This is a genomic window from Enterococcus sp. 12C11_DIV0727, from assembly GCF_002148425.2.
Classification (GTDB): Bacteria; Bacillota; Bacilli; order Lactobacillales; family Enterococcaceae; genus Enterococcus_L; species Enterococcus_L lemimoniae.
This window is the reverse complement of the sequence record NZ_CP147248.1, coordinates 1,687,341-1,711,465: the sequence shown is the minus strand read 5'-3', so window position 1 is coordinate 1,711,465 and position 24,125 is coordinate 1,687,341. Positions and strand designations below refer to the sequence as shown.

Sequence of the window (24,125 nt, the reverse complement as noted above, 5' to 3'; positions counted from 1 at the left end):
ATAAGATGACAATTAAAAATAAAGTTGTTATTATTACAGGAGCTTCTTCAGGGATTGGAGAAGCTACAGCAAAACTATTAGCTATAAAAGGGGCAAAAGTTGTCTTAGCAGCCCGTAGAGAAGAAAAACTAAAAAGAATAGTGGAAGAGATCAAGGCGCAATTTGGAGAAGCAGTTTATTTTGTTACTGATGTAACAAAAAGAGAAGAGAATCAAAAGTTAATTGATTTTGCAAAAATGACATATGGTACAATTGATGTAATGTTTCTAAATGCAGGAATCATGCCTAATTCTCCTATGTCAGCTTTAAAAGTAGAAGACTGGGATCAAATGATTGATATCAATATTAGAGGTGTTTTATATGGTATAGCAGCAGTTTTGCCATTGTTCATTCATCAAAAAGGAGGGCATATCATTGCAACATCATCTGTTGCTGGATTAAAATCATATCCTGGAGGTGCAGTTTATGGAGCAACAAAATGGGCAGTAAGGGACTTAATGGAAGTATTACGTATGGAATCTGCACAAGAAGAAACAAATATTAGAACAGCAACAATTTATCCAGCTGCAATCAATACAGAATTACTAGATGAAATTAGTCACGAACAAACGGCTCAAAGTATGTCAGGATTGTATAAACGTTATGGAATTACTCCTGACCGTATTGCTACTATTGTTGCCTACGCGATTGATCAACCTGAAGACGTAAATGTTAATGAATTTACCGTGGGGCCAACGAAGCAGCCGTGGTGAAACTGTGGAATCAAAGATATAAAACATAGATTCAATTGTGTGAAACTTAAAATTATTTTTATATTTAATAATTCTTCTTGTGTTTAAAAAATAATCCTTAGAATAGAGAAATTCTCTATTCTTTTTATTTTTCTATTTATACAAAAAAAACAACCATATACTTTAGACATTTTTCTTCCAATTATTCCCTATTTGTTTTAAAATAAAACATAGGTTATTTTAAAACATAGGTTTTATAAGATGGGTTTTTCGGGAATAAAAAATAGTAAATATACTTAGAACTATCTTTTATATTCTGACTCTGTGGAATAGTAATGGATAGTTTTAATGATGTAATCTTTATATAAAAGGATCGCCTATTTTGAGTGCTTGCTACGTAGCGTAATAGATAGCTAAAACTTTTAGTTACAAGGTAGTTGCGAAACACCATATAAAGCAGTAGGTAGGCGCAATTTACTTGGAAAGTAAAGAAATTCCAGGTATTCCAAAAAAGCTAATCGCCTCACACTGGCAAGAAGAAATGTTTGAAGTTTAAGATGAAGCAAGGTTATTATGCAGTAGTGATTTCATAGACAATCAAGGGATTATCATTAGAAATAAGACTTTTGGGTTTGGACCACAGCAAAACGATATTTATGAATTAGTTATTAATGATTTTGACTATCCTAATACAAATAATGCACTTAATCAAACGACAAGAGCGATGATGAGTAGAAGGTACTCAAGAGAATAAGGAAGCAATGTTCAAAATATCTAAACATTTTTCTAAATAGCTATTTTCAAATATCCAGTTTTTAAAGGCCTGTCTAATAGAGTACCGCCCAATTTACTTATTTGAAGGGATTTTTGGACAAACGAAATAAGTGATACCCTAATTTGAAAAAATAGTTCATGGTTTTGTAGAGAAAGATACTGCAATATCAGTTAAAACGTATATTCTACTTTTTAATGTTAAATTCGATAGATTAAGTTATTTTTCATCTATTAATCCATTTTAATCTTTCCTTCCAATTTTCTTCATTACAGTGTATTATATTATAAAATCATTACAATTTTATGAAATAATATTTCTTTTATTTATAATAAGGTATATTTAAGTTAAAAGGAGAATATCTATGAAAAAATTATATATTTTTGCAGTACTGCTATTACTGTTTTCTGAGTTGTTATTTCCAGTAAATAGTTTAGCAGAAACGCTCAATAAACAAGTAGTTACGGATGAGACTTCTAGCTCAGCAATGGAAGTGTCAAATTCGACAAGTGAAATCTCTAACGTAGCAGAAGAAGCGTCAAATTCGACAAACGAAATTTCTAACTCGGCAGAAGAAGTGTCAAATTCGACAAGCGAAATGTCTAATGCAGCAGAAGAAGTATCAAATTCGACAAGTGAAACTTCTAGCTCAAAAGAGTTAAAAAAATCCTCTAGTCCACTAGCAAGTGATATGACAGAAAATGATATTACCATTTCAGCCATCAGTGAAAAAGACACTGAAAGTTCTCCTTTATTTGGGGATGGGGTAGGATATGCAATAACGGTCAAAAATAGTTCAAGTTCGGGAGCTTATATTCCAGCTGGTAGTATAATAACGTTTACTATTAGCTCAGATAGTTCTGTAGCTATCGATGACTTATTGTCGGCTAAATCTAGTTCTGTTGTTAATGCTTCAACTTCTCCTAATCTGTTCTCGTTTGTGAGTGCATTAAATGGTGTGGTAACTATTAAAATAAATGAAAATATTTATCCAGGAACTTCAAGTTTTAATATGTATTTTTATAATACAACAGCACAGTACGCAGAAAATGATGGTACTATTGTTGTTGATTTGAAAGGAAATATATCCGTTTCTAAAACTGTAGAAAATGACCTATCTAAAGAGTTTATTCTAAACCCGTCTAGTGTATTTATTAAAGTAAATAAAAAAAACACGGGGCCAGTAACCTTGCCTGGCTATGTAGGCTATGGGTCTTCAGATTCTGTAACCCAAGTTCTAGGTGCAGATAATAATTCACTTAATAGTTTCTTAAATTCTTACGGACTGTATGATCCATCTTATAAATATAACGGAGGATTATATATGACGTTCCGTTCGACTTTTGTGAAGGGATATACCGGATTTTCTAGAGGTGTGTTGTGGGGGAGTGCGGATAAAAAAATTCCGACAAATAACTTTAAATTAATTGTTGAAAGCTATGGTACAGCTACGGATATTACAAATGCGACTGGTGTTGTATGGACCTATACAGAGAACGGCGCCATGGTTGATTATTCTGAGTGGTTGACTCAAAACGGTCCATCTATGTCGAATGGCGGAAATATAACCTTGTATACCTTGGTTCCTGTTAATGCTGTTACAGATACAGTAACATTTACTGGTGCTTTAGGATGGGATAATTTTACAAAATGGTCTTCTACTATAAAAGGAATGTATTCTAACCCCTCAACAGGTTCGACAATTCCTTATTTCAGAAGCGTTGGAAATCAAACTATTTATAATACAGATACTATGCATCCAATGACTGGAATTTCTGCATATAGTGGAAGTACTGATATTTCCTCTAAAATAATTATTACGGATTATGATGGGTATCCAGTAGACGGGAAAAATCCACCTGTCGGAAATTATTCTATTCGTTACAGTGTGACAAATGATTCAAATGAAACAACGGAATATAATAGAACTATTACTGTGATAAAAAATAAACAGTCAATTACAGGGTTTGATTACACGATGCATGTCGGCGATAAAGATGCGACGACAGTAGATTTTAAACCATCTGCAACAGACAAAGAGGGGACGGCAATTGCCGTAACAGCTGATTTATCCGCTATTGATTTTTCAAAGGCAGGAACATATGAGGTGGTACTTACTGCTGCAGATGGTCAAACGAAAACAGTTAAACTAATAATCAAAGAAAATAAACAGTCAATTACGGGGTCTGATTACACGATGCATGTCGGCGATAAAGATGCAACGACAGTAGATTTTAAACCATCTGCAACAGACAAAGAGGGGACGGCAATTGCTGTAACAGCTGATTTATCCGCTATTGATTTCTCAAAGGCAGGAACATATGAGGTGATACTTACTGCTGCAGATGGTCAAACGAAAACAGTTAAACTAATAATCAAAGAAAATAAACAGTCAATTACGGGGTCTGATTACACGATGCATGTCGGCGATAAAGATGCAACGACAGTAGATTTTAAACCATCTGCAACAGACAAAGAGGGGACGGCAATTGCTGTAACAGCTGATTTATCCGCTATTGATTTCTCAAAGGCAGGAACATATGAGGTGATACTTACTGCTGCAGATGGTCAAACGAAAATCGTTAAATTGACGATTTTAAGCCTACCGGATATTAAAGCAACAGATAAGACAATGTATGTTGGCGATAGACTAACAAAAGAGGATATTTTAAATTGGGCAACCTTTATTAATCCAGAAGGAATGCCTGTTGGATTTGAAGTGGTAGGAAACGCAATACCTATTTCTGCAACGGATCAACTAACTACTAGTGGCACATACACCATAAAATACTATATTCAAGGCAAGAGTCGTAGTGTAGAGAATATTTTGGCTGAAAAAGAAATTACATTGACTGTAAAAGAAAAAGAACATCCATCAGTTGATCCTGGAAAACCCAAAAAATCAATTAGTAAGGGGAATTTAACTAGTAAAAAGAAATCCTTACCAAATACAGGTGAACAAAATACAAATACATTGTATAGTATTGGAATCCTTTTACTAATAATGGTTCTAGGTGGGTATACAAGAATGAAATATTGGAAAAAGAAATAAGTGAAATAAACAAGAAACGTCAGTTTTACGACTATTCGTGTGAATAATAAAGCCCTTAGAAATAATTCTGAGGGCTTTTACTATATAAAAGTAGTAAAAAACTGTAACAGTTATTCCAACATAAGTTATGTTTTCATAGGTCCAATAGACAAGTGAATCTGCCACTAGAGTTTAAACTGAACCTTTTCATACTAACTTTTACTTTAACTTATTTTATTACTATAAATCCAGATTCAGTCACCCAATTTTGAGGGTTAGGACCTTGTGTTGGGGAGACATGTGAAGTATTGACCATTAGTTCTGACATCTGACAACTATTTATTTCTATCCATGTGGCTAACGATTCTGTCACTTCTGGCAAATGAAGTATTAACTCTTTTATAGATAGTTATACTAGGGGAATAAAGTTATTGAAGACGTTCTCGAGGGAAGACTTATTTTCGAAAGAAATTTTTTTTCGGGGTGTGGGACTACCTTAGTTAGTTGTGTTGTTCCAGTTACCTCAATCCATTATGAATGGTAATAAAAAACTATTACTTAAAAGATTCGCTGAGCTTCAAAATTAGATAAGGAGTCTAAAAAATTAATTGCTCAGACTTTTTATTTTTAGTATAAGACACACCTAATACTGTGTTGTGATTCCTATCCAAAGCGAGAAGAATACCGCCAAAAATTTTATATATTTTATTTTATGAATACGTGTTAAAGGGTGAAACTTTAAAAAGCTCTTACTAAAGTTTACTTTTTCAAAAAAGTTTCTTTATATATAAAAGATGAAGCAAAAAAACGTTATTACCGAGTTTTTATAATAAAATTTTTTTCTTTACTTTATTCTGAAAATACAGCGTCAGACAAGAGTCAAAGTCCAGTCCAATAAGAATAATTCCGATTATATCTTTAACTTTTATCATAAGTATACCTCATTTCAACGTGAGGACTTCCTGCAAAAATAAAAGGATGTCCCACTTTTTTAAATCCAAATTTTTCATAAAATTTGACTACTTGCTCCTGTGCTTCAATTTCAATTGGTATATTAGACCATTTTTTGTCACATAAAGCCATGATTTTTTCTACAATTTTTGCCCCATATCCTTGTCCTCGAACCTTTTCAGAAGTTACAATACGTCCAAAGGATATGTGATCCTCCTTATCAAAAACTCTGGCATAGGCGAGTACTTCATTCTTCTGTTCTGATATGAAGAAAATATGGAGGGCTTCTTTATCAATCTCATCCAATTCATGATAAATTCTATTTTGCGCAACCACAAACGTATCAATTCTCAATTTAAGAATTGCATAAAACTCTGGTACTGACAAGTCATCCAATTTTTTGATTTTCCACATTTGGTCTTCCTTCTTTCTTAAAAAAAGTATATAATATAGTTGAATGTGCAACTGTAATATAGGAGGTGAAGTGTTGAACGATATTGACTTATTTAGATTGATTGGCGCTATTTCTAGAAAAGCCACGACGGATGTAAATCAAGCTGTAAAGCAATATGGATTAGATAATAATCTTTTCATTTATTTGACACGGATTGTCGAAAATGAAGGAATCACCCAGTATGATCTAGTAAATCTTGTGAAAGTTGACAAAACAACACTGAGCAGAGCAATTATGAAATTGGAAAGACTGGATTATCTCTTCAAAATCACAAGTACTACGAATAGAAATTACAAAGAACTATATCCAACTCAAAAAGCAAAAGAAATCTACAATAACTTGTTTGAGTTAGAAAATAGATACGCTAATACAGCTATTGCTAATCTAACACCACTAGAACGAGTTGAGTTAAGAAAAAGCTTAATGAAAATAAGCGTATCACTTGGTTGAATTCATTTTACCACAAAGAGTTGCTTTTGCAACTGTAATGTTGTAAGTTTAATAGAAAAAATATACTACACTTGTTTTTCTAGTTGTCGCTAGCCTGACTACTCATGTGAAGTTTATTTGAGAATGGTTACCCATAATATAAAGACTACTTCTCTAACACCAGAAAAGTAGTCTTTTGTTAGTATTTCTGTAAAAAAGTAAACGTGCAATTTTGTATGAGTATGGAGGATAGGTTGATTTGCCATTTAAAAATAAGTATAAAAATTGACTATTTTATATTAAAGAAAAGAGGAATATTGAGACCAGTCTCTTCTAAGTATTTTAAGATAGATTTAATTTCTGCTGGAATTAAAGATAGCATACAAAATTGCTAGACTGTTAAAGTGATGCCAAAAAAATCTATGCATATCTCAATTAAATTTATAAAGACATGTGTAGCGTTTTTTATTATTCAAACAATGCCCAAGTCACGTTGATTTCTTTTGAAAATGAAATAGTAGTTTGTTTTGATTCTAGGAAGACTCTAAAACTAAAAACACGTTCTCCTTTATTTAAATATAGTTCTATAAAACTATTATCAACAAACACATCAACTATGATAATAGTTGATAATTCAGCTATTTCACATGTTCGCTTCATCCCATATTCGATATCAATTTTTTTAGCTAAATTGCTACGCTCAATTGTGACAGTCTCTTTTTTTTCATCTAAATTCAATTGCCAAAAATCATCTTTTGTACCAAAGTAAATAGTCGACTCTTGTTCTTTGTTCAATTCAAATTGAAGGTGATAATAAGGAGCTTCTAAATTAAGTTGTTTAGTGATCACGGTTTGTTTATTGATAAATTTATTTTGTACTTCTTGAGATGGAAAACGTCTGAATTTTCCATTTACTAATCTTATTTCTTGAGCAGTTGTTAATCCGTGCTTCCAACCTTCAGTATCAATTGGATAGACTTGTTCACCACATCCAAACCAACCAAAAGTTAACGGTAACTGATTTTTTCCATAAAATGATTGTGGTGCATAATAATCAAAGCCAGCATCCAATTCATCTACATGTTCTAGTTCAAATATCCTTTTTTCAACATCCAATTGTCCTATTAAATAAATTGAAGAAAAGCGATTTTGGTAACGATATCTTTCTTTCTCATATCCCATTGGTGATAAAAATAGCACATCTTTTCCATCAAGCGTAATTAGGCTTGGGCATTCTAACATATAGCCTTTATTAATCGGTAAATCAATTACGCCTTGATAAGTCCAATCGAATAAATTATTACTCTTGTATAAAAGCAATTCACCAATATCGCCAAAACTCGCTCGTTCTTCTGCCACAAAACGACTTCCACCAAGTAACATATAAAATGAATCATTTCGCTCAAATACAAAAGGGTCTCTCAATTCTTGACTAAATCCTTTTGGTGCACCATTAATAATCGGATTTTTCGGATATTTTTTAATTGTTCCTTTTTTATCCATAATTGCTAAAGCCTGCTTTGCTAGCTTTCCTGTATTTGTTTTATAGTTTGCTGTATAGAATAAATAAAGCTCGTTACTGTACTCGAAAGCATTGCCTGAATAGGCCCCATTTTTTTCATATTCTTCATTTGGAATAAGAGCAAAACCTTCATCTTTAAATGTAACTAAGTCTTCAGAAGTTGCATGACCCCAATGTTTCATTCCATGAAAAGAATCAAATGGGAACCATTGGTAAAATATGTGATACTTTCCGTTGAAATAGCTCAATCCATTTGGATCATTCATCAAACCTGTCTTAGGATACAAATGATACTTTGGGAGATAAGTACTTTGGCTTATCGTTCCTTTTAATTGATTTAAATAGTTTTGCCATTCTGGTGTATAAAATGTATATTTATCAATTTTTTTACTTATCAATTCTTTACGAACATCCTTTCTTTTTATAAGGTATTCCCTTTTCCTATTTCAGCTCCTATTACCCCTTTAACACGATTCCAAACAATCAAAATAATAATAGGTAAAATAAATGCTATTAAATTTCCGATGATATAAAAGATCAATCTAGGTGGGTATACGATCGTTAAACCTGGTAGACCTGTTAAAGCAAAACTTGTCGCTTTTACATCAAATATTTTCATAAAAGCACCGCCGATTCCTGCTGAAAATGAAGCGGCAAGAAATGGAGTAATTGAGTCACGTAAATTGACCGCAAAAATCGCTGGTTCTGAAATACCGAATAACGTTGGAATAAAGCTAGACATTGTCGTTTCACGACGATTAGAATGTTTCTTTGCAAGGAAAAACATTCCTAAAGCTGCCCCACCTTGCGCTATGATTGAAACTGACCACAATGGTTGAATATAATTGAATCCCGTGGTTACGACTAATTGCGCTTCAATAGCCTGAATTGCGTGTTGTGTCCCAGTTACAACTAGCGGTTGAAGTAAGGCTGCAAAAATAAAAGCACCTACAAAGCCCGTTTTGTTATACAGAATATCAATGATCCATCCAAGTCCTGTACCAACCGCATTACCGATAGGACCAAATATTAAAAACAAAGCAAGGGCAGAGAACAAAATTGTGACAGTCGGTACTAAAATAAAACTTAAAGCTTGTGGTGTTTTTTTCTTTGCGAATGCTTCCATTTTTGATAGAAACCATGCTGTTAAAATAGCTGGAAATACACCGCCTTGGAATCCAACTTGTGGGATGGATAAACCAAATAAATGCCAAGAAGATAAGGTATCATAATTACCTAATACAAAGTCATTACGATTCATCAAATCTGGTGTGATCATCACAAAACCCAACACTAAACCTAAGATTGGATTTCCGCCAAAACGTTTGGTTGCTGAATACATGACTAAGACAGGAAGATATGCAAATGTTGTCGCAATAACGCCTAGAAAACTAGCCAAATCATTTGCCCAAAGCCATTCATCCGTCATTGAACCACCTAAAAAACCAAATTGTGTCGTTAGTAGTGATTTTAATCCTAGTATCATTGCTGCTCCAACAAAAGCTGGTATGATTGGGATAAATATATCAGAGAATACTTTAAATGCTTGTTGCAACTTATTCTGTTGCTTCGTTCCAGATACTTTCACCTCCTGCAATGAAGCTTCTTTTATCCCAGAAGCTTCTTGAAATGCAGCAAAAACCTTTTCTACTGTTCCTGTACCAAAGATAATTTGTAATTGACCACTATTAAAAAATACACCTTTAACACCTTCAATATTTTCCAAAGTTTCTTTATTATAATTATTGCTATCGTTCAATATTAAGCGTAAACGCGTAACGCAATGAGCAGCATTCGCTATATTTTCTTTTCCACCGACAGCTTCTAATATATCTTCAGCAATTTTGTTGTAATCCATATTGTTCATCTCCCTCGATTTTTTAGAAAAATTATTTTTGGAACGTTCCATATATTTATTATGATACTTGGAACGTTCCAAAAAAGCAAGGGCTTTCAAACAAAAAAATTGGATTTATTTTTCATCCAATTTTCTAGTCGTTTTAAAGGCTGTAAATTCCACTGGTAATATATGTTTTTTTTGTGTAGCTAATCCAGGCTGAAATTCCATTAACTCTTTCACACTCAAGCGAGCAATCTCACGAACATCTTGAGACATGGTTGAAATAGTCAATGATTGGTTAGAAAAGCTTCTGGCTCCATCAAAACCGATTAATTGCAAATCTTCTGGAATCGACCAAGGTAAGTGTGTAAATGTATTAAGAACAAATTCTGCGTACCGATCGGTTACAGCAAAAATTCCATCAAAAGGACAGGTTTTTGAAAATTTTTCAGTTAGAAACAGATCTAGTCTTTTTGGAAAGTTAGCTGAGTTTCCTTTATCGAAATAGACTTCATATTCTAATTCGTTATGAGTGCAATAATCAATAAAACCATTCATTCGTTCAAAAACACCTATATTATTAGGTAATTCTCTTAAAATCAACAGTAAACGATTTGAGCCCCGTTTGTGCAATTCCGCTGCAGCTTGTCTAGCACCACCAAAATTATCACTTGTTACAAATGGAATAGCACGATTAAAATAACGCTCGATTGAAACGATTGGTATTCTTGAAACAAGATAAGGTTCTATATCACTATAAGAAATGGTCAAAATTCCTTTGACTTTTTGTTCTTGTGCCATTTTTATATAGTCTAACTCTAAATTGTAATTGTTTTGAGAATTGCATAATAACATTTTAAAATTTTGGATTTGTAATTCTAACTGGATGTAGTATGTCAACTCAGAAAAAAAGGGTGTCCAGATTGTGGGTAATATAAATACAATGATGTCACTTTCCTGTTTTTTCAATGATCTAGCGGCTTGATTTGGTATGTAATTTAAGTCTTTAATTGCTCGTTCTACTCTAGCAGCTAATTCTGGCTTGATTTTTACATGATTAATATAATTGGAGACAGTTCCTCGGGAGACGTTTGCTTTTTTTGCAACATCATTCATATTGACCATTTGGCTTCACCTCATTAAATAGTATATCATAATAAAATGTAGATGGATGCCTTTAATCTGTCACCTCTGTTCATTCAGTTAGTCTTAGTTAAGTAATTCAAAATGGAGTATTAATCTGGTTTAACAGACAATGCTTGATATTATCGAGTATTAATCTAAAAATTAGATAGCCAAAAGATGAATGCTTTTAGGAAACTATTTTCTAGCATCCAATATATTTATTCTATTAGTTTATTAGAATACCCTTTCACAATGCCATTTGTTGAGTAATATTTTATTATATCTTTCTGAGAGTCGCTTTTCAGAAATATTAGAAATATTTAGCTGTATAAGCATATCTTCACAAAGTCTTCCAAAACTGATTAATACGTTTGATTGTATGCTCAATTTTAAAAATTGCATGTTTATCACCAGATAATAAAGAATCTTCATTTATGTTTTAGAATCAGAAAATGTTGATACTACAGGAATGCCAACATCCTATTACATTTATCTGGAGCTACCATTTTAGGATAATTTCCGCCAGTAACATAGATAACCGTATTTTTTTTAATAGCCCGTTATTTTGTGCTGATTCCTTAAATGTCGCCATTAGTGCACAGTTTCCTTCTCCAGAAAGATCCACGCGACACATATAAGCAAATTATTAAGTAGATACAGTTTCAATAGTATAGTTCACAAAACATTCTCCAATTTGTAATAAGTTTAACGGCGTCATTTTTTCGAAGCTTCGATAGTTATACAATCTCTCTATAGAAAAGGAAGAGCAAGAAAATATTGGAAATAATATAAAGTAACATTTCAATGACTAATCTAACTATCTGTGTTATTTGAAATCGTCTTATCTTTGTAGGAATAAGCTGTCGAAGCAATCTTTGTTGTTTATCATAAAAAATTTCTTGTGGTATTTAATAAACTGAACATTTAGGACGATACTTTATATTAGAGTAAATAAAGTATTCTGAAACAGGTATTATAACTTTACAATTTGATAGCGATTCTAGTAGTAATTCGTTAACTTAAACAGAATAAATAATTAGAGAATGATTTATAGACCAATAAATTTTTATTAGAAATAAAAAGAAGCGTTCTGTTAAAATCTATAAATCTATAAATCTATAAATGACCCTTTCAAAAAGAATGGTCAAATTAAGAAATGACTATGAATGATACGCAAAAAATTTGAGGAGGATTCTGTAAAAAAATTGTTACAGATGCAACCGTTTTTTGGGAAGTGTGTGATACAGGAGTAACTGCTCAAAATTACGATGTGATTAAAGTTGGTAGAAACAGTAAACAAATAGCAGTGCTAGCAGAAATTGTTTGCTGCTTTAGATTTGGATTTATCTAATCGAGATCAATTGCCGAAAATTTGGCTAAATGGAGCATCTGAGTATATTCATTGTGCCGCGTTACCGACTGTCTATGGACCTTGCGCTGACTTTTATGAAAAGAATGTAAGGGAGCTAGTCTTATAATTTATCTATTCAGTGATGTTTGTTTAAAAAAAAGGGTCAAGCAGGAGTTGAACCTGCAAAATCTCCCAAATGAGTTCATGACCCAAAAAATTAACTTGAGTTACAACATTATTATATGTCATTTTTTGATATATTGGAAAAATTTACTTCAAGTTCATAGAGTAAGCCAATAACAAATTCCTATTAAATTATTTTCCTAATGGTTTATAATATAGGTAAAGTTGGTATTGTTTTTGTATTTTTTTCTTTTTTTGAAAACATAAACAGCCTAGCAGAAATAAAAAGCCAAAAATCATTTTGACAAGTCAAAAGTAGAATGATTTGCATTTAGAGTTGATAGATTAAAAAGAAAAGCTTGCTATTCTAACAAATGAATAGAATGTCAGCTTTGAAGCCACTAAATGCGATAAAAAAATACTGACAAGTCCATTGAATAAACGTAAAGCGAGTTTATAATTTTAACTACTTTTAGAGGTGATTTCGGTTATAATGTATTGAATAGATGACGAATTTTTATAGTAATTTAGATTATGTACCGTTGGAGAATGAGATGAGCAGTGACGCTCTGTACTGTTTGGTCCAAAAGTTTAGAGATACACTTCAAATTAGTAGTTACTCCTTATTAGAAGCTGTTAGAATTTGTTACGCAAGTCTTGCGAAAGTTGTAAATAATCTATGAATTTGGTTAGTACTTCATATAAATTAGGGAGTTACAATTCTATTGTGAGTCAGGAAGGATAGTTAAAAAACTCCTTTTGGCCAATATAGTGGTATTAGGTTAACTTTCTACAAAAATATGAGGTGTAATAGAAGAATACAGAACAGGATGTTATTGATAAATTCTTTGCGCTAGATAATCATATAACAATGAGTATAGTAATAATATACTTATGTTGCTCTAAATGGACTATCTTTACGCTATAAAAGCTATCTTTATACAAATGCTAGAAGGATCTCAAAATGAAACGAATCAATACAAAAAGTAGTCACTTTATAAAAATAGGAGGAATGAAAAATGCAAGTGAACAGTATTATATTTGATTTTGATGGAACGTTGGGAGACTCAAAAAAGTGTGGTGTTATAGCAACAAAAGAGGCGTTTAAAGAGCTACATTTAACTGCCCCATCTAATCATTTAATTGAGTATTATATGGGCATTCCTATCGAAGAATCTTTCAAAAAAATGGCTGACAGAAAATTAACTGACATTGAATTTGAAGAATTATTATCTCTATTTAGAACCTATTATAAAAAATACGAAGATCAATATTTAAAAGTTTTTCCAGGAGTGAAAGAAATTCTTGAAGAATTGAGATTAAGAGGCTTGTCGTTATTTGTTTTATCAAGTAAAAAAACAATTGTTCTTCATAGGAATTTAGTTTTACTTGAGATTGACTCCTATTTCAAAGAAATAATTGGATCGGACAAGCTATCAAACTACAAACCCCACCCAGAAGGTATAACCTATCTGTTAAAAAAATATCATTTAGATTCAGATCGAACTCTTATGGTTGGAGATGCGATTTTTGATATTCAGATGGGAAAATCTGGAAAAGTGCAAACATGTGCTGTAACTTGGGGAAGCCATGATCAAGAAAAACTTAAAAAGGAACTTCCTGATATTCTAATTGATACACCTCAATCTATTATGTCATTTATTTGTTAAGTTTTTTGAAAGTGATGATCCTTAAAAAATAAAAGAAAATCAATGGATAAGACACAATAAAATGTTCAAAAAAGTCAGAAAAATAATGAAATGGATGTGCATGATTGTTACAATGATAACTGACTTGATATTAGTACTATTACCATAGAAGCAGAAAAAGTAAAATGAGCATAACATGACTTTAGAAAAAGAGTTAAAAAATCGTGAAAATTACCAATAGGTTTAAACCAGTGTCTCAAATAATGACAATTGGCGAGTGCAAGAAATTTTAGAGATGGCCTTTAATCATTTTTGTAAAGAAATTAGATATAGAGAAGCGCTATTAACGATAAGCGAATGATTAAACTTTGAAAATAGTAATACTAGAAGAGCTGTTTTGTAAGGGTTGAGAATATGGACGAAGCGTTCTTACTTTGAAGACAAACCTAACAGCACGATTCATTTGTTGTCAACGCTTAGAAACGATGAGAATGAATACGTTAGAAAATCCTGCGGAAATGCTTTAAGAGATATAAATAGGAAATATCCTGAAAAAATTATCGAGAAATTGTCATTATGATAATCTAGTGAGGAAGAACTTCAAATAGAAAAGAACATGTTCAAAAATAATCATTTAGAACGTTTTCTTAATAACAATAAAAAGGACTGAATCATTTTGTTAAAAACTGAACATATCTATTTTCAACACGAAGAACAAATAATCTTAAATGATATTACTACATCATTTGAAAAAGGCAGTCACACAACAATCACCGGACCATCCGGAAGTGGGAAAAGCACATTTCTCAAGCTATTGGCTTCTTTACTGACACCAACTAAAGGAGCAATCACTTTCAACGAGCAAAACATTACAGCTCTAACACCTGAAAGCTATCGCATGCAAGTTTCTTATTGTTTTCAACAACCGTCATTATTTGGTAAAACTGTACGAGATAGTTTTATGTTTCCTTATGAGGTACGTAAAAAAGAATTTCAAGAAAATCATGTATTGAACTTGTTAAAAGAAGTCAAACTACCAGAAAGTTATATAGATAAAAAAATCACTGAATTATCCGGTGGTGAAAAACAACGTGTAGCCTTGATCCGCAACGTGATTTTTTTACCTGAAGTGTTACTGTTGGACGAGGTAACAGCAGGCTTGGATGAAGAAAGCAAAGCAATCGTCAATCAATGGTTACTACAATTGAACCAGGAGAAAAACATTACACTGATTCGCGTAACACATGATCCAGAAGAGATTGCTCAAGCCACTATCGTTAAAAAAATTGTAGCGGGTAGTTTGGAGGAAACAGAATGAATTTAGCTGTTAATGATTTATCGCTATTATTTGCAGGGATGCTGGTCGTAGTAGCGTTAGTGATCAGTTATAAAGAAAAATTAGGCTTTACCAAAGATATTATCATTAGCGTTTGTCGAGCGATTATTCAACTTGTTTTAGTTGGTTATCTTCTTAAGTATGTCTTTCAAATCGATAGTAAGATTTTAACGGTGGTCATGGCAGGGATTATTATTGTCAATGCGGCGTTAAATGCGGGGAAACGCAGCAATCATTTGAAAAATGGTTTTTGGATTTCATTATTAGCGATTTCTTGTAGTACGGGAGTGACGATCGGTGTCTTAGTGTTATCAGGTGCAATTCGTTTTATTCCTTCACAAATTATTCCCATCAGTGGGATGATTGCAAGTAATTCGATGATAGCGATTGGCTTATGTTACCGAAATATGGACAGCTTATTCCACGATCAACGGCAAGCGGTGCTTGAAAAATTAGCATTAGGTGCGGATATCAAGTTGGCCTCACGCTCGATCGTTAGAGCAAGCATCCGAACAGGGATGGCACCGACGATCGACTCAGCTAAAACAGTGGGTATCGTTAGTTTGCCAGGGATGATGTCAGGCTTGATTTTTGCAGGTGTCGATCCTGTTCATGCTATAAAATATCAAATCATGGTGACTTTTATGCTACTTTCCGCAACAAGTATTGGTTCGGTAATTGCGACATATTTAGCTTATAAAGAATATTATAATGAGCGGAAGCAACTACTCGTTTAGCACTTTGAATGTGTAAATGCGTTTAAATAACAAACTTAAAATAGGGTTTGTCTTGGGCTAAAACTCATGATAAACTCTATTTTGTGATGAATAAATATCTGATTTTAAATTGAAAATCTATACATTTTGCTTAAATAATCATTTCTCAAAAACATTGCTCTTTAGAATAAAGAAAAGTTGATGGCGTAACAGATTTAGAAAATAATATTCATATAAAATAACAATAATGTAGAAAACAAAGAATAAATCTAATTATAATCAGGATATTCTGATGAAAAAAAAACTCTTTATGATAAAATTATTTTTACAGTAGTTGTTGACGAATAGTATTATACATTGTATAGTAATGATGTAAACAAAAAAGAAAGTAGGGAAACACATGAAATTAACAAAACTTACAAGTGCATTATTAGTATCGGGAATTGTTTTAACAATTGGGACATCAGTAGCTGTAAATACAACTTCTGTAGCTGCCGCAACTGTAGTATCAGAAACAGCGTATGAAAAAGTGATGAGCTTTACTAAAGCAGATTTAAACAATGTAACAGGAAGTAACTTGTCAACAACATCAATCAACACTGTCTACAGTGCAATGAAGAAACAAGAAACATGGACAAAATTGGGCTATACAAAGACAGAAGCAAAACGTATTGCGGATCGTATTTCTGTAAGCAATTACCAAACAGTGGGCATCTTAAAGGATATCGTTGCGAATGAAGGGTTACAATTTAAAGTCGTTCTTGTGAATCAACCAAATTACAAAGCAGTAAATGTTGGAACAATCGGTGAAGTCGTAACACCAGAAGCACCAATAACAAATGAAGAAGATACAACACCAGAAGCACCAATAACAAATGAAGAAGATACAACACCAGAAGCACCAATAACAAATGAAGAAGATACAACGCCAGAAACCCCTTCTAACTCAACCTTGAGTTCAGTAGTTAAAGAAATTGAGATTGAGATTGAGTATAAAAAACTTGGTGATATCGAAGTTGACTATGAAGTAAAATCTAATGGTAGAATCAAAGCAGAAGTGAAAAATAAGCAAACAGGTGTTAAAATTAAAGATGCCGCAGCACAAAAAGCAGTAGAAGATCTATTTGTAGGCTTGGATGCAAAAACAATGAGTCATGCAGCGATTCAAGACCATGTATTGACAAAATTAAATGCGTCAAAATCAGGATTGAAAAAATTTGAATTTGAAGTGAAATTTGCGGACAAATCAAAAGTAGATTTTAAGATCAAATATTAATTAGCTCTAACTACTAATGTCTGATAAAAAACTGTAGGAACGTCTTATATGAGATGTAATTTACAGTTTTTTCTTTTTTTTTTCTTTTTAAGTTTGTCTAAATGAGGTAAACTAGTTTAGTACATTAAAACCAATTATTAGCCTAAATAGGAAAGGAGGTAGGAGAATGGGGAAGTCAAACCAATTCAAAAAAGGTGTTTTAGAATTATGTGTATTGTATCTATTAAAAAATAAAGCACGCTATGGATATGAAATTACACAGCTAGTCAATAAGCATATCCCGTTAACAGAAGGGGCACTCTATCCTATTTTAAGACGGTTAGTAAAAGAAGAATATTGTACTACATATCTCGAAGAATCTACAGGTGGTCCAGCAAGAAAGTATTACAAAATTACATTGATGGGAAGAGAATACCTATCAGAACTAACGAATGAGTGGCGGCTGTTTGTCGATAATGTTGCAAGGATACAAAAGGAGGAAGATGATGGAACAGATTAAGGCGTTTTTTGGAAAATTAGAAAGTCAATTTTTAGAAAATGATAAAGAGGCATTTGAAGATATTAAAGAAGATATTATGCATGAGATCGAGGAACGAAGAGCCGAAGGAGAGCCGTATGAAAAAATTATTCACAGTTTAGGAACACCAGAAGATATCTCTGCAGCGTATTATGAAGACAAACGTTTAGATAAGGCAATGAAAGCTGAACAAGACGTTATTGACAGAGATGAGTTAGAAAAAGAGTATAAATTGAAGCGGAAAAAAGTTAGAGCAAAAAGAAAAAGAAAAATTACATTGATCGTATTGATGATGACACGTGGTATCTTAATATTATTGAGTGTGCTTTTCCTATTAATGACAGTGTTCTACTTTGTTCAAGAACAAACAGTGGTATGGGGACCACTAACAGCAGCAGTCTTTTTCCTAGCGATGCTTCTTCTGTGTTACAAGTCTATTACATATAAATGGTTGATTGGTGCATTTGGGTTATGTAGTCTGTGTGCAAGTATGGTTATATTTGCGACAAATTCCTGGTTTTATGCAGGACAGTTTTTCAATCAAACGGTTTCAGTTGAAAGTACGTCATTGGAAACGTTGAAGATTAAAAGTGAGAATCCAGTAGATTTCAGTGTGATTCGTATTTCTAAAAAAGAGAAACCAAAAGTAGAAATGACAGGGTATTTAACGAAGAAGGATCAAAAAAAAATAGTAAAATCAACCAAAAACAGCTTAGAACTAACTATAGGCAAAAAAAGTCAATTTGACTGGGCGAATCAACTGAAAGCAACACAAATAATTTTATATTTACCAGAAGAATTGAGTCAAAAACAAGTGGAATTCCAAGTGAATGAGGGCGAAATTAGTTTAGATCATATGGCTATAGATAAATTATTTATAGCGATAAATGAGGGAGAATGTCGATTAACGGATATTAATAGTGAAAAGCTGACTGTAAATAGCCGTGATGCGGATATATTTGTTCGACATTTCTTTTCAAACATAACCGTTGATAATCAGTATGGAAAATCAATTCTTTCAGATGGACAAGGAGATATCCAGATACAGTCCACCACGGGCTTAGTTAATGTAAGTAACATTAGCGGAAAAAAAGGAAAGTTAGTCAATAAAAAAGGGAAAAATATTTTGGCATCAAGTGTAATCAAGAAATTAACTATACAAAATGATGAAGGAATAACTGTTGCTGATACACAAGAAGGTGATACAACGATAAAGAATGGTACAGGGAAAGTCGTATTGACCGATATGAAGCATCATTTGAATATTTCAAATACGACAGGAACTATTATAATAAATGAACAATATCCTGTAGATACAGTAATAGAGAGTGATACAGGGGATGTTAAGTGGGTACAGACAGCTGAAGTAGATACTGCTTTTGACCTTACTAGTGATATTGGTGAAATCAATAATACCTTTAAGCATAGAGAAGGGGCATCACATCAAGTAAAGATCAATACAAAGTCTGGAAATATTAAAATCATTTCGAATGACTAAAAATCCATTTATATTGGATTTGGATAAATGTCAATAAAGTAGACACAAAAAGAGCAAGTACTTAGTGAGAATCAAAGTATTTATCCTCTATTTCATTTGGTGTAAGCATATCTAAGGTTCCATGAGGGCGCTGCGAGTTGTAGAATCCCTCAATATATTCAAAGCAAGCAAGTTGGACTACTTGAAGAGAAGAAAAGGTTCTTCTGTTGAGTTCTTCTTTCTTCATGTATTTGAAGAAAGCTTCTGTTACAGCGTTGTCCCAAGGATAACCAGGTTTCGATAAGGATTGGACAATAGAATGATTTTCTAAAAACTTTCTGAATTCAAATGAAGTATATTGGGAACCTTGATCAGTGTGAAAAAGAACAGAAGCCGTAGGCTTTCTGACTTGAATTGCCTTTTCAATTGTTGTAATAGCTAAAGTAGTATCTATCTTTTTACTGACAGTCCAAGCAATGACTTTTCTAGAAAATAAATCTAAAATCACGCAAAGATAAACAAACGATTTTTTCCCAATAGGAATATAAGAAAAGTCGCTGGTCCACACTTGGTTTGGTGCAGGTGGGTTAAATGCTTGCTTCAAATGATTTGGGCGCTTCAAAGAAACCTGACCTGTAGTCGGTTTAAAGACAGGTTTTACTGTAGACATTTTAGGTAAGTTCATGGTGCTCATTAGTCGATAAACGCGACCAATACTAATAGAAATGCCATAGTCACGTATAAGCATACGTCGTACTTTTGCAGGGCCTACTCGTTTTTTAGAGAGTGTATAGATTTCTAAGATCGTCTTTCTTAACTGTTGATTTTCTGCTGTTCTAGGGGCAATTTTTCCAGAAAAACGTTTGTAGTAAGTCGAACGATTAATCTTAAGAACCCTGCAAAGCGTAACAACAGAGTGTTCATGACGTAAAATACGAATCGCATTTAGTCGTTCGTTGAGTGTGGCGTGAATATGGCAATCGCTTTTTTTAAGATTAAATTTTCTTCTTCTAGCTGAAGGTTTCGTTTCTGTAATTGCTTGATCTGTCGAGCCGTGAGGATCGTATCATCATCAATTTGGACTTCAGAATATTGCTTCACCTAGCGAGCCACAGAGGAGAGGGCGATTCCATATTCACTAGCTAAAGCATTTTGTGATTTACCGCCTTCATAGAGTTTTACGATTGATTTTTTAAACTCTTCGTCAAATTTTCGTGGAGATTTACGTTTGTCTACCATAATCAAAATTCCTTTCTTAAAAGATGTCTAATTAATTAATTAATAGTATAGCAAAAAAGATGTCTACTTTATTAGCATATATGCAATGTATACTGAGCAATGCAACGAATGAGCCAAAATGAGTCAGCAGAAAAGATTGGGGTTTCAAAAGTTACTATTGTGAATAGGAAACTGAACGGATAGATTCCTTCTTTAGCATCGATGTATGATATATCAAGGGTTCTAAGGACAACAATTGAAGAAGCACCTACCTTTGAGATACTAGAAGAAGAATAAAGTAGTTTATCCTGTAACTGGTTATGAGGAGAAATAACGGTAAAAAGTAATCCTTTCAATTAAGGAACAATGCAAATGCTAACTGAAGCTTTGTTAGATGGAACGATTGCATTAGAGGAAGTTATGGATTAGAGTGACACTGGTATTGCTACTGGGAAAGGAGTTGATGGGGAATTAATTATTTTGAAAGGTAAAGGATTTAAAATAAATCATAAAGGAGAGGGCATACAATCACAAAATTCTTTTAAAATCATATTTGCTGATGTCCACTTTGAAAAATATGAAAAGCTTGATCAAGTTTTCAATATCGATTTAAATCAATGTTTAGAGAGATGGAAAAAAGAATATTAGGGGGAAATATTTTCTTCTCTAAAATGAAGGGGGTATTTGAAATGATGCATACTCGTTCTTCAAAAAATCTGAAAAACCTTACCCTATCACTGATCAAATTGCTAGTAATCAAATTGAGATTTTTGCTGAGAACGCTAAAAGAATGATTCTTAGTTATTACTCTCCATTTTTATATCAGGGGTAACAGTTGCAGGATTCCACAATCATTGCTTTATAAATGCCTAGACTTGCATTTAAAAAGGTTGGTTCTTATTATGAAGGTACAAAAAGAAGCAAAACCTATACAGATTTTGCTTCTTTAATAATTCTAACTCTTTCGTGAGAACTTCTGATTTTAAATGCTAGCGCCTCCGCCACCAGAGGAACCTCCCCCGCCAGAGAAGCCCCCGCCACCACCGAAGCTGCCGCCTCCGCTTGAAGAGCCTCCGCCAAAACCGCCTCCGCCCCAATACCATGGACCTCCGCCACGGCCACCGCGACCGCCACGACCTCCAAATAGTATAAAAGGAAGGACAATGAGAAGAACAAAGAAAAGACTGAAAATGCTCTCTCCATCAGAGCTATCATCTGCGGAAACTTGGTCTATTTCATCATCCGATAACGCATTTTGATCAGCAGGATAGTCATAATGTTTATCAATCAAGGTAGTGACGGCGTTAAACGTGTATTGCAACCCCTTATTGATCGAAGTGTTATCATTAGATTTCAAGTCATCTTTGGCTTGTTGCAAAATATTTCCAGCAACGCTGTCTGTGATTACATCCTCCAAGCCATAACCGACTTCGATTCGGACATTGCGATCGCCATCATTAACTGCATAAAGAATTAAAACACCGTTATCTTTTTTTTGATTGCCAATTTGCCATTTTTTAAATAAATCTGGTGCATAACTATCTATACTATCACCATCAGTTGAATCGATCACAGCTAAAATAACTTGTGGTGCTTCTGTTTTTTCTTTATAAAGCTTGCCCTTTTGATCAACTAAATTTTTAGTTGTTTCATCCAGAATTCCTGGTTGGTCCAGATAAAAATGATCAGGTGACGCAGGTAAGTTTTCAGCAAAAGTCGGTAGTTGAAAACCAAAGAAAAAGGTGACAAGGAGAAATGATACACCAAAGAATATACCTCGTCTAAAATGTTTCATCGATCATCACTTCCCACTAGAAGTGCTAGTAGAATTATCAAAATTCACGGAAGGTACAGTGTTAGCTGTGGGATCTGCTTTAAAGTAATCCTTCTTACCTAGACCCATCATATTTGCAAAGATATTTTTAGGGAAAGAAACTACTTGTTCATTGTATTCTTTCACGACTTCATTATAACGTTTGCGTTCAACCGAAATACGATTTTCAGTGCCTTCTAATTGGGTCATTAATGTTTGGACATTATCATTTGATTTCAGTTCAGGATAATTTTCATTGATGACATTGATCAACGTTCCGACAGATTGATCTAACTCTTGGCTAGCTTTGATTTTATCTGAGTCATTGTTAGCAGAACCATAAGCCTCACGAGCTTTAGCAATATCACCAAAAACTTTTTGTTCTTGCTGCATGCTACCCTTTACGCTGTTGACTAAGTTTGGCACGAGATCTGCTCTCCGCTGCATCACATTTTCTACTTGACTCCATTGAGATTCTACTGATTGTTCTTTTTTCGCTAATCCGTTGTATTGACTGACTCCGAAAACGCCTAGTAAAACAATCACGATTACAGCGATCAAGCCAAATCTTGTTTTGTTGTTTTTCATGTCTTTTCCTCCCAAAATTTAAAAACTAAGTGAGCTCGTGAAACGAGCCTTTTAAACTTGATGTAATGATATTGTAATGTTTGTGCAATGTTTTGACATCCAACTTAAGACCTATTTTTTTATAAACAGATGGTTTTATACTGTTAATTATAAGGATTTTTAAGCGATAAGCCAAAGAAATCGATTTTTATGAGGAGTTACTCAGCCTGTAAACAAATGATTTGTAAGCTGTTATCGTTTGTATTAAGGTAAAAGAGTAACTTAGTCATTTTTTATTGGCAGCAAATTCATAGGAGGAATCAAGATGACAGAAAAAATCGAAAATCCGTTAACAAGATTCTACGATGGGAAATTTGATAAACAATCACAAGAAGCACCTGCATTACAACAAAAAATGACACCTGTACCTGATTGTGGAGAAACATCCTATAAAGGAACAGGAAAATTAGCAGGGCGCAAAGCCTTGATTACAGGTGGAGATTCTGGAATCGGACGTGCTGCAGCTATTGCGTACGCAAGAGAAGGTGCCGACGTCGCAATCAATTACTTACCTTTTGAAGAAGCAGATGCAAAGGAAGTTAAAGCGTTGATTGAAGCAGCAGGACGCAAAGCTATTTTATTACCAGGTGATTTAAAAGATGAAACATTTACGCGAAAACTTGTTCACGATGCTGCTAAAGAGTTAGATGGTTTGGATATTTTAGTTCTAAATGCAGGTATGCAGCAAGCTGTAGAGAATATTAAAGATTTATCCACGCAACAAATCATGGATACGTATACGACAAATATTATTTCAATGTATTGGGCAGTACAAGAAGCGTTAGATTATCTGCCAAAAGGCGGTAGTATCATTACCACGACGTCCATCCAAAGTGCTGAGCCAAGCGCAAATTTATTAGATTATGCTGCAACAAAAGGTGCGATTACGTCTTTCAGTAAAGGATTGTCAGAACAATTAGCTTCCTCTGGCATTCGTGTCAATACCGTTGCGCCAGGCCCTATTTGGACAGCCTTGCAAATTTGTGGTGGACAACCATCAGAAAAAATTCCTGAGTTTGGACAACAAGAATCGATTGGTCGAGCTGGACAACCAGTTGAATTGGCTTCTGTTTATGTGTTCCTAGCTTCTAATGATGCAAGCTATGTTACTGGACAAGTCTACTCCATCACAGGTGGTAGTTTCTTTGCTTAATTGATTTTAGTATT

Annotated in this window: 17 protein-coding genes and 1 pseudogene; 11 read left to right on the top strand and 7 right to left on the bottom strand. The window is 33.5% G+C overall.

What is annotated here, in order from left to right; translation table 11 throughout:
* Nucleotides 1–5: 5 nt before the first annotated feature.
* Entirely contained in the window at nucleotides 6–752 is a 747-nt protein-coding gene (locus tag A5866_RS08265) for an SDR family oxidoreductase (RefSeq protein WP_086278473.1), read from the top strand.
* Between the two features lie 1,115 nt (nucleotides 753–1,867).
* On the top strand, nucleotides 1,868–4,555 hold the full coding sequence (locus A5866_RS08260) for an LPXTG cell wall anchor domain-containing protein (RefSeq protein WP_339099767.1): 2,688 nt from the start codon (nucleotides 1,868–1,870) through the stop codon (nucleotides 4,553–4,555).
* Nucleotides 4,556–5,452: 897 nt separating this feature from the next.
* Here A5866_RS08260 and A5866_RS08255 read toward each other — a convergent pair.
* Complete coding sequence (locus A5866_RS08255; protein ID WP_086278471.1) at nucleotides 5,453–5,899, bottom strand: GNAT family N-acetyltransferase; 447 nt, start codon at nucleotides 5,897–5,899, stop codon at nucleotides 5,453–5,455.
* Nucleotides 5,900–5,972: 73 nt separating this feature from the next.
* Between A5866_RS08255 and A5866_RS08250 the strand changes: the two genes are divergently transcribed.
* Entirely contained in the window at nucleotides 5,973–6,389 is a 417-nt protein-coding gene (locus A5866_RS08250; RefSeq protein ID WP_086443835.1) for a MarR family winged helix-turn-helix transcriptional regulator, read from the top strand.
* A 447-nt stretch (nucleotides 6,390–6,836) separates the two neighbouring features.
* On the opposite strand, the gene A5866_RS08245 is transcribed toward A5866_RS08250, so the two are convergent.
* From A5866_RS08245 to A5866_RS08235, 3 genes are all read right to left on the bottom strand, one after another.
* A complete protein-coding gene (locus tag A5866_RS08245) occupies nucleotides 6,837–8,288 on the bottom strand; it encodes a glycoside hydrolase family 32 protein (protein WP_086443836.1) in 1,452 nt (483 codons plus the stop codon).
* A 23-nt stretch (nucleotides 8,289–8,311) separates the two neighbouring features.
* A complete protein-coding gene (locus tag A5866_RS08240; RefSeq protein ID WP_086443837.1) occupies nucleotides 8,312–9,748 on the bottom strand; it encodes a PTS transporter subunit EIIC in 1,437 nt (478 codons plus the stop codon).
* A gap of 114 nt (nucleotides 9,749–9,862) precedes the next feature.
* Nucleotides 9,863–10,855 carry a LacI family DNA-binding transcriptional regulator gene (locus A5866_RS08235; RefSeq protein WP_086278476.1) on the bottom strand — a complete coding sequence of 331 codons (993 nt, stop codon included), beginning with the start codon at nucleotides 10,853–10,855 and terminating at the stop codon, nucleotides 9,863–9,865.
* A gap of 2,493 nt (nucleotides 10,856–13,348) precedes the next feature.
* On the opposite strand from A5866_RS08235, the gene A5866_RS08230 reads away from it, so the two are divergent.
* From A5866_RS08230 to A5866_RS08205, 6 genes are all read left to right on the top strand, one after another.
* Nucleotides 13,349–13,999 carry an HAD family hydrolase gene (locus A5866_RS08230; protein ID WP_086278477.1) on the top strand — a complete coding sequence of 217 codons (651 nt, stop codon included), beginning with the start codon at nucleotides 13,349–13,351 and terminating at the stop codon, nucleotides 13,997–13,999.
* Nucleotides 14,000–14,654: 655 nt separating this feature from the next.
* A complete protein-coding gene (locus A5866_RS08225) occupies nucleotides 14,655–15,296 on the top strand; it encodes an ABC transporter ATP-binding protein (RefSeq protein WP_086443839.1) in 642 nt (213 codons plus the stop codon).
* Nucleotides 15,293–16,051, top strand: coding sequence for an ABC transporter permease (locus A5866_RS08220; protein ID WP_086278479.1), 759 nt, complete (start codon nucleotides 15,293–15,295; stop codon nucleotides 16,049–16,051). The genes A5866_RS08225 and A5866_RS08220 overlap by 4 nt, the downstream gene beginning before the upstream one ends.
* A 379-nt stretch (nucleotides 16,052–16,430) precedes the next feature.
* Nucleotides 16,431–17,306 (top strand): YusW family protein, encoded by an 876-nt coding sequence (locus A5866_RS08215; RefSeq protein ID WP_086443840.1) that lies wholly within the window; start codon nucleotides 16,431–16,433, stop codon nucleotides 17,304–17,306.
* 166 nt (nucleotides 17,307–17,472) lie between these two features.
* A complete protein-coding gene (locus A5866_RS08210; RefSeq protein WP_086278481.1) occupies nucleotides 17,473–17,805 on the top strand; it encodes a PadR family transcriptional regulator in 333 nt (110 codons plus the stop codon).
* Nucleotides 17,792–19,321 carry a DUF4097 family beta strand repeat-containing protein gene (locus A5866_RS08205; protein ID WP_176332530.1) on the top strand — a complete coding sequence of 510 codons (1,530 nt, stop codon included), beginning with the start codon at nucleotides 17,792–17,794 and terminating at the stop codon, nucleotides 19,319–19,321. The genes A5866_RS08210 and A5866_RS08205 overlap by 14 nt, the downstream gene beginning before the upstream one ends.
* A gap of 61 nt (nucleotides 19,322–19,382) precedes the next feature.
* Here A5866_RS08205 and A5866_RS08200 read toward each other — a convergent pair.
* Nucleotides 19,383–20,539 (bottom strand): annotated as a pseudogene (locus tag A5866_RS08200) (IS3 family transposase).
* 420 nt (nucleotides 20,540–20,959) lie between these two features.
* On the opposite strand from A5866_RS08200, the gene A5866_RS08195 reads away from it, so the two are divergent.
* The gene (locus A5866_RS08195) at nucleotides 20,960–21,166 is read left to right on the top strand and encodes a hypothetical protein (RefSeq protein ID WP_086443842.1); all 207 of its coding nucleotides are present in this window, start codon (nucleotides 20,960–20,962) and stop codon (nucleotides 21,164–21,166) included.
* A 334-nt stretch (nucleotides 21,167–21,500) separates the two neighbouring features.
* Here the strand turns inward: A5866_RS08195 and A5866_RS08190 are convergent, their stop codons facing one another.
* Nucleotides 21,501–22,313, bottom strand: coding sequence for a TPM domain-containing protein (locus A5866_RS08190; RefSeq protein ID WP_086353042.1), 813 nt, complete (start codon nucleotides 22,311–22,313; stop codon nucleotides 21,501–21,503).
* Between the two features lie 6 nt (nucleotides 22,314–22,319).
* Nucleotides 22,320–22,919, bottom strand: a complete 600-nt coding sequence (locus tag A5866_RS08185; RefSeq protein ID WP_086278488.1) for a LemA family protein — start codon at nucleotides 22,917–22,919, stop codon at nucleotides 22,320–22,322.
* Nucleotides 22,920–23,223: 304 nt separating this feature from the next.
* Between A5866_RS08185 and A5866_RS08180 the strand changes: the two genes are divergently transcribed.
* Nucleotides 23,224–24,111, top strand: coding sequence for an SDR family oxidoreductase (locus A5866_RS08180; RefSeq protein ID WP_086443843.1), 888 nt, complete (start codon nucleotides 23,224–23,226; stop codon nucleotides 24,109–24,111).
* The last annotated feature ends 14 nt before the right edge of the window (nucleotides 24,112–24,125 follow it).

What these genes read in the sequence shown, in the direction of transcription:
- A5866_RS08265 (WP_086278473.1), top strand. Translation starts at nt 6, where the DNA reads ATGACAATTAAAAATAAAGTTGTTATTATTACAGGAGCTTCTTCAGGG.
- A5866_RS08260 (WP_339099767.1), top strand. Translation starts at nt 1,868, where the DNA reads ATGAAAAAATTATATATTTTTGCAGTACTGCTATTACTGTTTTCTGAG.
- A5866_RS08255 (WP_086278471.1), bottom strand. Translation starts at nt 5,899, where the DNA reads ATGTGGAAAATCAAAAAATTGGATGACTTGTCAGTACCAGAGTTTTAT.
- A5866_RS08240 (WP_086443837.1), bottom strand. Translation starts at nt 9,748, where the DNA reads ATGGATTACAACAAAATTGCTGAAGATATATTAGAAGCTGTCGGTGGA.
- A5866_RS08235 (WP_086278476.1), bottom strand. Translation starts at nt 10,855, where the DNA reads ATGGTCAATATGAATGATGTTGCAAAAAAAGCAAACGTCTCCCGAGGA.
- A5866_RS08230 (WP_086278477.1), top strand. Translation starts at nt 13,349, where the DNA reads ATGCAAGTGAACAGTATTATATTTGATTTTGATGGAACGTTGGGAGAC.
- A5866_RS08220 (WP_086278479.1), top strand. Translation starts at nt 15,293, where the DNA reads ATGAATTTAGCTGTTAATGATTTATCGCTATTATTTGCAGGGATGCTG.
- A5866_RS08215 (WP_086443840.1), top strand. Translation starts at nt 16,431, where the DNA reads ATGAAATTAACAAAACTTACAAGTGCATTATTAGTATCGGGAATTGTT.
- A5866_RS08210 (WP_086278481.1), top strand. Translation starts at nt 17,473, where the DNA reads ATGGGGAAGTCAAACCAATTCAAAAAAGGTGTTTTAGAATTATGTGTA.
- A5866_RS08205 (WP_176332530.1), top strand. Translation starts at nt 17,792, where the DNA reads ATGGAACAGATTAAGGCGTTTTTTGGAAAATTAGAAAGTCAATTTTTA.
- A5866_RS08190 (WP_086353042.1), bottom strand. Translation starts at nt 22,313, where the DNA reads ATGAAACATTTTAGACGAGGTATATTCTTTGGTGTATCATTTCTCCTT.
- A5866_RS08185 (WP_086278488.1), bottom strand. Translation starts at nt 22,919, where the DNA reads ATGAAAAACAACAAAACAAGATTTGGCTTGATCGCTGTAATCGTGATT.
- A5866_RS08180 (WP_086443843.1), top strand. Translation starts at nt 23,224, where the DNA reads ATGACAGAAAAAATCGAAAATCCGTTAACAAGATTCTACGATGGGAAA.